This window comes from Microbacterium helvum (assembly GCF_014779795.1).
GTDB classification, from domain to species: domain Bacteria; phylum Actinomycetota; class Actinomycetes; order Actinomycetales; family Microbacteriaceae; genus Microbacterium; species Microbacterium helvum.
On the sequence record NZ_JACXZS010000002.1, the window covers coordinates 432,208 to 443,706 of the forward strand.

Genomic DNA, 11,499 nt, shown 5'->3' on the forward strand with positions numbered 1-11,499 from the left:
GGGATCGTGTCTGCGTGCGCTTCAGCGGGAGGAGTCGTCCTGCTCGAGCATGCGCGTGAGATAGCGCGCGACGGCACGGACCGCCGCGAGGTTCGTGGGATAGTCCATGCGCGTCGGCCCCAGCACGCCGACGCGGGCGCGCGAGCCCGTCGCGTCGTAGTCGCTGGCGACGACGGATGCCTCGGCCAGCCCGAAGGGCTCGTTCTCGCGGCCGATGCTCGCGGCGAGACCCTGCTCGTCGGCGACCATCTCGCCCATGAGGCGCAGCAGCGTCACCTGCTCTTCGATGGCCTCCAGCAGCGGGTAGATGCTGCCGCGGAAGTCTGCCTCTCGGCGCGCGAGGTTGGCGCTGCCGGCCATCACCAGCTTGTCCTGCCGGAACTCTTCGAGCTCTTCGGCGACGGCGCGCACGATCTCGTCCGTGGCGCGCACATGGGCAGGAGCCTGCGCGGGGGCCGCTGCCAATCGGTCGGCGATGCGCTGCAGGCCGTCGCGGACCGGGCGGCCCACCAGCAGCGTGCCGAGCTCGGCGCGGATGCGAGCGAGGTCGACGTCGTCGAACTCGTCGCCGACGAACGTGAGGCGCTGCGATACGCGCCCGGTGTCGGTCACGACGATGACGAGCATGCGGCCGCCGCCGAGCTGCACGAGCTCGACGTGGGTCACGTGGGCGCGAGCGAACGACGGGTACTGCACGATCGCGACCTGGCCGGTCAGCTGCGTGAGTGCGCGCACGGTGCGCACCAGCACGTCGTCGAGGTCGCCCGAGCCGTCGAGGAACGAGGCGATCGCGGCCCGCTGACCGGTGCTGAGGGGACGCAGCTCCGTCAGATGGTCGACGAAGACGCGGTACCCCTTGTCTGTGGGCACCCGGCCCGAGGACGTGTGCGGCGCGGCGATCAGATCCTCATCCTCGAGGAGCGCCATGTCGTTGCGGATCGTGGCGGCCGAGACGCCGAACGCGTGCCGCTCCACGATCGCCTTGCTGCCGACCGGTTCGCGCGTGTCGACGTAGTCCTGCACGATCGCCTGCAGCACCTGCAGACCCCGTTCGCTGACCATCCCGCCTCCTCAACGCGCCGTGGGCGCCATGCACCTGGCACTCGCATGTCTTGAGTGCCAATTCTATCCGATCGGCATCGTGCGATCGCTGACCGCGGCGCGCGAGTCGGACCCGGCACAATGCCGGGCGTGAGGTGTCCGGTCAGTCCGTGAGCGCGCGGACGACGGCATCCGCCAGCAGCCGGCCGCGTCGGGTCAGCACGATGCGGCCCCGCACGGCGTCGCCGCCTTCGATCAGACCGTCCGCGATGAGACCGGCGACGGCGTGCCTGCCTTCGCCCAGCAGCTCGGAGACCTCGAGTCCCTCGCGGATGCGCGTGCGCAGCAGCACGCCCTCCAGAGCTCGGGCCGAGGCATCCGGGATCTCTCGTCCGGCACCGGGCGACTCCCCCGACGCGAGCCGCTGCGCATACGCGGCGGGATGCTTGACGTTCCAGAACCGCACGCCGGCCACGTGGCTGTGCGCACCGGGGCCGAAGCCCCACCAGTCCGCACCCGTCCAGTACGCGAGGTTGTGCCGGGAGCGGTGGCTCTCGCCCCGCGCCCAGTTCGACACCTCGTACCAGTCGAACCCCGCGGCGGCGAGCAGCTCGTCGGCCAGCTCATACATGTCGGCCTGCAGGTCGTCGTCCGGCGCGGGCACCTCGCCACGTCGGATCTGGCGCGCGAGCTTCGTGCCCTCTTCGATGATCAGCGCGTATGCCGAGATGTGGTCCGGTTCCAGGGCGATCGCCGCCTCGAGCGAGGCTCGCCAATCGGCCGGCGATTCCCCCGGGGCGCCGTAGATGAGGTCGACGCTGACATCGAGGCCGGCCCCGCGCGCGGCGGCGACGGCCGAGCGCACGTTCTCAGGGTCGTGGGTGCGATCCAGCGCGGCCAGGACGTGCGGCACGGCGGACTGCATGCCGATGGACAGCCGGGTGACGCCCGCCGCCGCGAGGTCGGCCGCCACCGCCGGAGAGACCGTGTCGGGATTGGCCTCGACGGTCACCTCGGCGCCCTGCACCAGCCCGAACGCCTCGCGCACGCCGTCGAGCATGCGGGCGAGATCGCCGGGCGGCAGCAGCGTCGGCGTGCCGCCGCCGAAGAACACGGTCGTGGCGGGGCGCAGCCCTCCCGCGCCGGCGAGCACCGTGGTCGCCAGACCGACCTCTTGCAGAAGGGTGTCGGCGTACTGATCCTGACGCGCGCCCCGCAGCTCGGACGACGTGTACGTGTTGAAGTCGCAGTACCCGCAGCGCACCCGGCAGAACGGCACGTGCAGGTAGACGCTGAAGGGCGCGGCGGGATCGACGTGGATGCCGTCGGGCAGGCGTCCGTCCGTCGGCATCGGATCCCCGAGCGGCAGTGCGGAGCCCATCAGCGTCCCGCGCTCACGCGGGCGTGGTGTACAGCGGCGAGATCGCGCGCAGGTAGCGCGTGAACAGCTCGCGGCGGCGCCGCTTGGTGAGGCCGGGGAGCAGCTTGTACAGGAAGGCGTGCGGCGCGTCGAAGGCGCGCACCGTGAACCACACCTCGTCGTTGTCGTACCACTCGAGCATGAACGACTCCTCGCCGCTGACGACCGAGTCGCTCACGGTGCCGAGGGCGAACCCCACGCGTCGCGCCTCTTCGAGGGCGAAGATCACTCGCAGCTCGGCATCCGCCTTCAGGCCGCTCACGCGGCCGTCGAGACGGACGGTGGCGCCCGCGCTCACGAACGGCGTGCCGTCCGCGTCGAAGCGCTGCTCGGCCTCGGAGCGGCTCGGCGCGATCGGGTTGCCGTCGGCGTCGAAGCTCACCCCCGAGTACATCGGGCCGGATGCCGGGCGCACGTCCTTGACGACGAGGCCGGCGCCGCGCTGCGCCGTCCACGACATCAGCGCCTCGGAGGCGGCGCGGAAGCGCGTCTCGCCGCTGCCGATGCGCCACGACTCCTCCGCCGGGATGCTGCGCTCCGGCGGATACTGCATCAGATCCGGCGCCTGCGTCGCCCCGACGGCGGCGTAGTCGACGGTGTCGTCACGGAAGGTTCCTCGACGCATGCGGACCAGCCTACTTGGAGGCTTTCCCTTCGACGTCGCCCGACAGGGCGGCGATGAACGCCTCCTGCGGAACCTCCACGCGTCCGACCATCTTCATGCGCTTCTTGCCTTCCTTCTGCTTCTCCAGCAGCTTGCGCTTGCGCGTGATGTCACCGCCGTAGCACTTGGCGAGGACGTCCTTGCGCATGGCGCGGATGTTCTCACGCGCGATGATGCGGGCGCCGATCGCCGCCTGGATCGGGACCTCGAACTGCTGACGCGGGATGAGCTTGCGCAGGCGTTCGGTCATCATCGTGCCGTACGCGTACGCCTTCTCGCGGTGCACGATCGAGCTGAACGCGTCGACCTTGTCGCCCTGCAGCAGGATGTCGACCTTCACGAGGTCCGACTCCTGGCTGCCCGAGGGCTCGTAGTCCAGGCTCGCGTAGCCCTGGGTGCGCGACTTGAGCTGATCGAAGAAGTCGAACACGATCTCACCCAGGGGCATGTTGTAGCGCAGTTCCACGCGCTCCTCGCTGAAGTACTCCATGCCCAGCAGCTGGCCGCGCCGCGACTGGCACAGCTCCATGACGGTGCCGACATAGTCCTTGGGCAGCAGGATCGCAGCCTTGACCATGGGCTCGGACACCGAGGCCACGCGGCCGTCGGGATACTCGCTGGGATTCGTGACGGTCACGTGCTCGCCGGTGTCCGTCGTGACCTCGTAGACCACCGACGGTGCGGTGGTGATGAGGTCGAGGTCGAACTCGCGCGACAGTCGCTCGGTGATGATCTCGAGGTGCAGGAGTCCCAGGAAGCCGCAGCGGAAGCCGAAGCCCAGCGCGACCGAGGTCTCGGGCTCGTACTGCAGCGACGCGTCCGAGAGCTTCAGCTTGTCGAGCGCCTCGCGCAGATCGCCGTAATCGCTGCCGTCGATCGGGTAGATGCCCGAGAACACCATCGGCTTCGGGTCGGTGTAACCGGCGAGGGCGTCGGTGGCGGGCTTGCGCGCATTGGTCACGGTGTCGCCGACCTTGGACTGGCGGACGTCCTTCACACCGGTGATCAGATAGCCGACCTCGCCGACGCCGAGGCCCTTGGTGGGGATCGGCTCGGGGCTCGACACGCCGATCTCGAGCAGGTCGTGCGTCGCCTTCGTCGACATCATCTGGATGCGCTCGCGCGGTTCGAGCTTGCCGTCGACCATGCGGACGTACGTCACCACACCCCGGTACGAGTCGTAGACCGAGTCGAAGATCATGGCGCGCGCGGGGGCATCGGCGTTGCCGGTCGGGGCAGGGATCTGCTCGACGATGCGGTCCAGCAGGTCCTCGACGCCCATGCCGGTCTTGCCCGACACGCGCAGCACGTCGTCGGGCGATCCGCCGATGAGGCCGGCGAGCTCGGCCGCGAACTTGTCGGGGTCGGCCGCGGGCAGGTCGATCTTGTTGAGCACCGGGATGATGTGCAGATCGTTCTCGAGCGCCAGGTAGAGGTTCGCGAGCGTCTGCGCTTCGATGCCCTGTGCGGCGTCGACGAGCAGGATCGCGCCCTCGCACGCCGCGAGCGACCGGCTCACCTCGTACGTGAAGTCCACGTGTCCGGGCGTGTCGATCATGTTGAGGGCGAAGGTCCCGTCCGAGGTCGACCACGGCATGCGCACGGCCTGCGACTTGATCGTGATGCCGCGCTCACGCTCGATGTCCATGCGGTCGAGGTACTGAGCGCGCATGTCGCGCTCCGCGACCACGCCGGTGATCTGCAGCATGCGGTCGGCCAGCGTGGACTTGCCGTGGTCGATGTGGGCGATGATGCAGAAATTGCGGATCAGCTCAGGAGGGGTCGCAGACGGCTCGAGAGGCTTCAGGGCGCGCGGTGACATGTCCAGACGATTCTACGGGTGCCGCAGCCAGGAGCCCGCGTGTGCGGTGGCTAGCCTGTGTGCATGACGGTTCAGGTCGTGCTCGTGCACGGGATCCGGACGTCCGCGACCATGTGGCGCGCGCAGGTGGAGTACCTGCGCGCGCGGGGCAACCCGGTCGTCGCGGTCGACCTGCCCGGGCACGGATCGCGCATGGCCGAGACGTTCACGCTGGACGCCGCGTTCGCGACGATCGACGAAGCGGTGAGGGATGCCGCCACCCGGGGCCCCGTCCTGCTCGCCGGGCACTCCATGGGCGGGTTGCTGTGCATCGAGTACGTGGGCGGCGAGGACCGCCCGCCCGTCGCCGGGTTCATCGCCGCGTCCTGCACCGCCATCCCGCGCGGCGTCGGACTGGCCACCTATCGCATGCTCGCTCGCGGGTTCGATGCACTGCCCGATCGCGGCATGTGGCTGGCGGATCAGGTGCTCGATCGCACCCTGCCCGTCGAGACGCGGGCGGACTTCGGTGCCGGCGGCTACGCCTTCGACACGCAGGACGTCGCGCTGCGGAGCCTGTCGGTGCTCGACCTGCTGGCGGCGCTGCACCGCATCGACGTGCCGCTGTGGTTCATCAACGGGCAGTTCGATCAGCTGCGCGTCAACGAGAAGCTGTTCCTCAAGGTCGCGAAGGACGCCGAGCTCATCGTCGTTCCGCGCACGAGCCACCTCGTCACGGCCATGCGGCCCCGCGTCTTCAATGCCCTGCTGGGCCTGGCGCTCACGACGCTCGCCCTTCGACAGGCTCAGGACCCGTTGGAGACCTGATAGAATCCTTGTTTGGCTTGCGTGTGGGTTCGTCCCTCACGACCGCCGCGAGGCGCCCTCTCTCGCCGAACGGCATATTCAAACCGATTCACCTCCGAACGAAAGAACGTCGACACGTGGCGAACATCAAGTCGCAGATCAAGCGCAACAAGACCAACGAGAAGGCTCGCGAGCGCAACAAGGCCGTCAAGAGCGAGCTGAAGACCGAGGTGCGCCGCACCCGCGAGGCCATCGCCTCGGGTGACAAGGCTGCCGCCGAGAAGGCGCTGAAGACCGCGTCGAAGAAGCTCGACAAGGCCGTCAGCAAGGGCGTCATCCACCAGAACCAGGCCGCGAACCGCAAGTCGGCGATCGCGAAGCAGGTCGCCGCGCTCTGACGCAGCTCCGGTTCACACGAGCGTGAAAAGGCCCGTCCCGCAAGGGGCGGGCCTTTCGCATGCGGCCGGTGTGCGATACCGCTCAGGCGCCGTACGGTGCGCGGGTGGCGATCACGGTGATCATGCGCTCGAGCGCGAACACCGCGTCGCGCGAGCCGCCCTTGACCTCGGCATCCGCGCGCGCCGTCGCCTGGATCGCACGGCCGAGGCTCTCTTCGTTCCAGCCGACGAGATCACGACGCGCGCGGTCGATCTGCCAGTCCTTCATCCCCAGCCGGGCCGCGAGTGCGGCCGACGATTCCCTGGTGCCGGCGACGCGTGCCATCGACCGGAGCTTCATGGCGACGGCGGCGACGAGGGGCACCGGGTCGGCGCCGGAGGCCAGCGCATGGCGCAGCGCGATGAGCGCCTCGCCGTAGCGGCCGGCGATGGCGGTGTCGGCGACGGTGAACGCCGAGGTCTCGACACGGCCGCCGTAGTAGCGCTCGACGACCTGCTCGGTGATGTCGCCCGGGACGTCGGCGATCAGCTGCTGGCAGGCGGCGGCGAGTTCGGTCAGATCGTCGCTGAAAGCCGACACCAGCGCACGCAGTGCCGGCGGGGCGATGCGCTTCTTGGCGGCCTGGAACTCCCCCGCGGCGAAGTCGTACCGGTCGGAGTCGCGCTTGATCGCGGGGCAGGCGATCTCGACGCCTGACCCCTGGCCGGCGCGGATGGCGTCGAGCAGCTTCTTGCCGCGGACGCTCGCGCCGGTGTGGCGGAGGACCACGGTCGCGCCGTCCTGCGGCGCGGCGAGGTACGACACCGCCTCGGCGAGGAAGGTGTCGGAGCACTTCTCGACGCCGCTGACCCGCACGAGGCGCGGCTCACCGAACAGCGACGGCGACGTGACCGACAGCAGCGTGCCGGCGGCGTAGTCGTCGGCACGCAGGTCGGTGACCTCGAGAGTCGGGTCCTCAGCGCGCAGATAGTCGCGCACTCCGGCGATGGCGCGCTCCGCGCACACCTCTTCAGGGCCCGACACCAGCACCACCGGTGCAGGCTGCGGCGCGCGCCATGACAGCTGCGGGATGGCGCTGCGCGGAGCCTTGGCGGCGGGTCGACGCGCGGATGATGCCATGCACCCAGCCTACCGAGGCCGGCGACATCGGCCGCTCGTCATCGGCTCGTCAGCCCCCGCGCTCACGCCACACGACCACGCCCGGGTCGCCGCTCCACAGCGCGATGATGCCCTCCTGGTCAGTGCGCACGATGTGCGCCCTGACATCGGCGAGCATCGCGAGAGTCTCGTCACGCGGATGCCCGTAGTCGTTGCCCGTGCCCACCGTCACCAGCGCGACGCCAGGCCGCGCGGCGACGTACAGCCCGGCGTCCTGATCCGCGCTCCCGTGGTGGGCGACCTTGACGATCGCGTACGGCGGGTCGAGGCCGCCGGCGGCGGTCAGCGCGCGCTGCGGCGATGCGGAGAGGTCCCCGAGCAGCAGCGTCGGCGGGATGCCGCCTCCCCGCACGTCGATGACGACGCTCGCGTCGTTGCCGGCGGGGAAGGCGCGATCGTCCGGCCGCGGCCAGAGCACGCGCCAGCGCGCGTCGCCGAGCGCCCCCGACATGCCCGTGGACGCCGTCGCCTCGCTCGCGCCGGCAGACGTGAGCGTGCGCACGGCGGCGTTGCCGGGCGCGTCGCCGGGACCGTGCAGCACCAGGCCCACGCGTCCGAGCACCGCGGCCACACCGCCGATGTGATCGAGATCCGAGTGGGTCAGGACGAGCAGGTCGATCCTCGCCACACCGACACGGTCGAGGCACGCCGCCAGCGGTGCCGGATCAGGGCCGGTGTCGACGAGCGCCACCATGCCGGCAGAGCGCAGCAGGACGGCATCGCCCTGTCCTACGTCGCACGCGAGGACGCTCCACTGCGACGGCAGCGTCCACCGGCCGGCGACCGACGAGAGCGCACTCGATCCGAGCCCGACGCCCGCGAGTACGGCCACGAGCACGATCGACATCGTGCGTGCGCGGCGACGCCACCGGCCACCTCGGCGAGGGAGCACGATCGCCGCGCCCACGGCAGCGCCGACGACCGCGAGCGCGACGGCGCCTGGCCAGCCCTCGAGCCACGGCAGTGCCTCGGCCGGCAGTGTCGAGACCGTGTGCGCGGTCGCAGCGATCCACGATGCCGGCAGCCACGCGAGCGCGGCGAGTCCTGACTGCAGCCACGGGAACGGCAGGGCGAGGCACGCAGCGAGCCCGAGGACGGTCGCGGCGGGGGCCGCCGGTTCGGCCAGCAGATTGGCGAGCACCCCGTACAGCGGGATCGTCGGCTCGATCAGCACAAGCAGGGGTCCGCACGCGAGCTGAGCGGCGAGCGGGATCGAAAGTGCGAGCGCCAGGGCGCGCGGCATGACGCGCCCGAGGCCGCTCGCGAGCGGTCGCGCGAACAGCAGGAGGGCGCCGGTGGCGGCCACCGACAGAGCGAAGCCGAGGGATGCCGCCAGCCAGGGGTCGGTGATGAGCAGCACCGCCACCGACAGGGCGAGGACCGCCGTGCCCGCAGCCGTGCGTCCCTGCAGCACCGCGAGCATCGCGATGGCCGCCATGACGGCGGCGCGGATCACGCTCGGCTCCGGTGTCACCAGCACGACGAACCCGACGAGCACCGCCATCCCGACACACACGCGCCCGGCACGTGAGGCGCCCAGGAGCGCGGCGACGGCGAAGGCGATCCCCACGACGAGCGCGCAGTTGGCGCCTGAGACGGCGGTGAGATGCGAGAGCGACGAGGCTTTCATGGCCGCGTCGAGCTCGGGTGTCACCGCCGACGTGTCGCCCACGGCGAGGCCGGGCACGAGACCGGCGCCTGCGCCCGGCAGGCCCGAGACCGCCCGCACGAGGCCCTGGCGCAGTGCCGCCGTCGCCGCGGCGGCGCCCGTCGGTGCGCTCATCACGTCGACGCCGCGCGACGCCCAGACCGTGAGGACCGCCCGTTCCCCCGCGTGCGCGGGCCGCGCCGTGCCCCGCGCGACGATGCGGGAGCCGACGTCGAGTGCGTCTGGTCGATCCACATCGTGCGCGTCGACCCGCACCACGATCTCGACGCCGGCGTCCTGCGCAGCGCGCCCGGTCGTGAACAGCGTCGCGTGAGCGTCGAACGCCAACGATCCGTCGGCCCGTCGTTCCACCTTGCCCACGACGGTCGCGTCCACGTCGACCGCGCGGCCGCCGTCCAGCGCCTGTGCGGAGACCTGGGTGCGCGCAGGCTGCGCCAGCGCGACATGCGATGCCGAAGCGGCGGCGGCCGCCAGCGACAGCACGAGGACGAGCAGTGGAGCGGCCACGCCGCGGTGCGGCATCCCTCGTCGGCCTATCGCGAACGTGACGCCGATCGCCAGCGCGACCGCGATCCACAGCGCCACCGCGAGTCCGGCCGCCGTGGACGGCAGGTGGATCGCGACCGCCGCGATGACCCATGCCGCCGCGGCGACGGGAACCAGCCGCAGCCCTCGGGAGCGCCGCACGTCACACCGTCACCAGGTCGCGGAGCGACTCGAGCATCTTGTCGCCGATGCCGGGCACCGCCAGCAGGTCCTCCACGCTCGTGAAGCGGCCGTTGTCGTCGCGCCACGCGATGATGCGCTCGGCAAGGGCCGGGCCGATGCGGGGCAGCTCCTCCAGCTGCGATGCGTCTGCCGTGTTGAGGTTGACGCGGCCGTCGGAGGCCACGGGCGCGCCACCCGGAGCGGCCGCCGTCTCGCCGAGACGCGGGACGGGAAGCTGCTCGCCGTCCTGGACGGCGCGGGCGAGGTTCACGGCGTCTCGATCCGCATCCTCGGCGAACCCGCCCGCGGCCGCGATCGCGTCGACCACACGGGAGCCGGCCGGCAGCACATAGAGTCCCGGGGTCCGCACGGCACCCGACACGTGCACGTAGAGGTCCGCCGTGCGGGCCGTCACCCCCGTCGCAGTGGGCTCCACCACGACCTCGTCGGTGGGTGTCACCGCACCGCGCACGATGCCGATGCCGACCGTGACGACGAGCGCGGCGATCACCAGGACCACGACAGCGCCGATGCCGAGCCGTCGGCGAGGGGATGCGGCATCCCCCTCGTCCGGGCTGGCCGGGTGCTCACCGCGTGTCACGTCGCCACGCTAGGCGGCTGGACGCCGCCGGCTGTCCGCAGAACCCGCTTCTGTGGACACCTCAGTCGGTGCGGGCGCTGTGGAGGACGCTCGCTGGGGGTCACTCCCGCGCGGTCGCCTCCTCCGGGCCGCCGCGGGTGGGAGTCGTCCGCCGTCGTGGAGCCGATCCGGTGCTCTCGCGCAGCAGCACCTGCGTCGACAGTTCGACGGTGGGGGTCCGTGGCATGCGGCCGTCGATGAGGGTGGACAGCAGCAGGACCGCGAGTCGGCCCATCTCGTCGAGGGGCTGACGCACCGTCGTGAGGCGCGGCTGCGTCACGTGGCCGACATCGAGGTCGTCGAAACCGGTGAGCGACAGGTCCTTCGGCACACGCAGCCCGAGGTCGGATGCCGCGCGCAGTGCGCCGGTGGCCACCTTGTCGTTGAAGCACATCAGTGCGGTCGGCGGATCGGGCGCGGAGAGCAGTTCCTGAGCCGCCGCGACACCGCGCTCGAACGTGGGGTCGATCGAGCGTACGAGCGCGTCCTCGTGGAGGATGCCGACGTCGGCGAGTGCGGCACGGACGCCGGCGCGCCGCGCCGTCGACACGCTCCACTCGCGCGGCCCGACGATGACCCCGATGCGGCGATGCCCGAGGGCGACCAGATGCTCGGCCAGTTCCCGGGACGCCGCGGCGTGATTGACACCGATCGTGGCGATCCCGGCCGGCAGCCGTTCCCGAGGATCGACGACCACGAGGGGCATGCGCGCGGCGACGTGCGCGAGTTCCGCCGGGGATTCGGTCGGCAGCACCGTGATCGCCCCCGCCACCTCCGGTCGCTGCGTCAGGGCGAAGAGCGGATGCCCGCTCTGGGCGGTGTTGCCGGCATCCAATTCGACTCGCCAGCCGCTCCCTCGCAGCTCCTCGGCGATCCCCGACACGATGAAGCCGAAGTAGTCCGTCAGGACGTAGGGGCACCGGACGAAGACCACGCGGTCTGCGATCGGGCGCGGATCCCGCGTCCGTGGGGTGGGCCCGGTGCCGCCGAGAGCGTCGATCGCCGCGCGCACGAGCGAGGCGACCTCGGGCGAGACCGAGCGGGCGCCGTTGATGACGCGCGACACGGTGGCCGGCGAGACACCGGCGTGCTCGGCGATCATGCGCACCGTCGGCGTACTCGAGCGGGGACGCCCCATCGGATCACCGTCTTTGAAACTTGGGAAACAAAACTGTCAGCCCTTGACGATAGC

Annotated in this window: 10 protein-coding genes; 2 read left to right on the top strand and 8 right to left on the bottom strand. The window is 71.2% G+C overall.

Going from position 1 to position 11,499, the window contains the following annotated elements:
• Positions 1–21: 21 nt before the first annotated feature.
• The 4 genes from hrcA to lepA form a co-directional block, all read right to left on the bottom strand.
• A complete protein-coding gene (hrcA, locus tag IF188_RS05175; protein ID WP_191170704.1) occupies positions 22–1,062 on the bottom strand; it encodes a heat-inducible transcriptional repressor HrcA in 1,041 nt (346 codons plus the stop codon).
• Positions 1,063–1,204: 142 nt separating this feature from the next.
• Positions 1,205–2,422 (bottom strand): radical SAM family heme chaperone HemW, encoded by a 1,218-nt coding sequence (gene hemW, locus IF188_RS05180; protein ID WP_191170705.1) that lies wholly within the window; start codon positions 2,420–2,422, stop codon positions 1,205–1,207.
• A gap of 13 nt (positions 2,423–2,435) precedes the next feature.
• A complete protein-coding gene (locus tag IF188_RS05185; protein WP_191170706.1) occupies positions 2,436–3,086 on the bottom strand; it encodes a DUF1990 family protein in 651 nt (216 codons plus the stop codon).
• Positions 3,087–3,096: 10 nt separating this feature from the next.
• Positions 3,097–4,947 carry a translation elongation factor 4 gene (gene lepA / locus IF188_RS05190; RefSeq protein ID WP_191170707.1) on the bottom strand — a complete coding sequence of 617 codons (1,851 nt, stop codon included), beginning with the start codon at positions 4,945–4,947 and terminating at the stop codon, positions 3,097–3,099.
• A 63-nt stretch (positions 4,948–5,010) separates the two neighbouring features.
• Here lepA and IF188_RS05195 point away from each other — a divergent pair, with 63 nt between their 5' ends.
• The gene (locus IF188_RS05195) at positions 5,011–5,754 is read left to right on the top strand and encodes an alpha/beta fold hydrolase (RefSeq protein ID WP_191170708.1); all 744 of its coding nucleotides are present in this window, start codon (positions 5,011–5,013) and stop codon (positions 5,752–5,754) included.
• 116 nt (positions 5,755–5,870) lie between these two features.
• Positions 5,871–6,131 carry a 30S ribosomal protein S20 gene (gene rpsT / locus IF188_RS05200; protein ID WP_018170963.1) on the top strand — a complete coding sequence of 87 codons (261 nt, stop codon included), beginning with the start codon at positions 5,871–5,873 and terminating at the stop codon, positions 6,129–6,131.
• An 82-nt stretch (positions 6,132–6,213) separates the two neighbouring features.
• Here the strand turns inward: rpsT and holA are convergent, their stop codons facing one another.
• The 4 genes from holA to IF188_RS05220 form a co-directional block, all read right to left on the bottom strand.
• A complete protein-coding gene (gene holA, locus IF188_RS05205; protein WP_191170709.1) occupies positions 6,214–7,251 on the bottom strand; it encodes a DNA polymerase III subunit delta in 1,038 nt (345 codons plus the stop codon).
• A gap of 49 nt (positions 7,252–7,300) precedes the next feature.
• The gene (locus IF188_RS05210; RefSeq protein WP_318152788.1) at positions 7,301–9,646 is read right to left on the bottom strand and encodes a ComEC/Rec2 family competence protein; all 2,346 of its coding nucleotides are present in this window, start codon (positions 9,644–9,646) and stop codon (positions 7,301–7,303) included.
• Between the two features lies 1 nt (position 9,647).
• Positions 9,648–10,199: a helix-hairpin-helix domain-containing protein gene (locus IF188_RS05215; RefSeq protein ID WP_191170766.1), complete on the bottom strand. Its 552-nt coding sequence runs from the start codon at positions 10,197–10,199 to the stop codon at positions 9,648–9,650.
• A 169-nt stretch (positions 10,200–10,368) separates the two neighbouring features.
• The gene (locus IF188_RS05220) at positions 10,369–11,445 is read right to left on the bottom strand and encodes a LacI family DNA-binding transcriptional regulator (protein WP_191170710.1); all 1,077 of its coding nucleotides are present in this window, start codon (positions 11,443–11,445) and stop codon (positions 10,369–10,371) included.
• Positions 11,446–11,499: the final 54 nt, after the last annotated feature.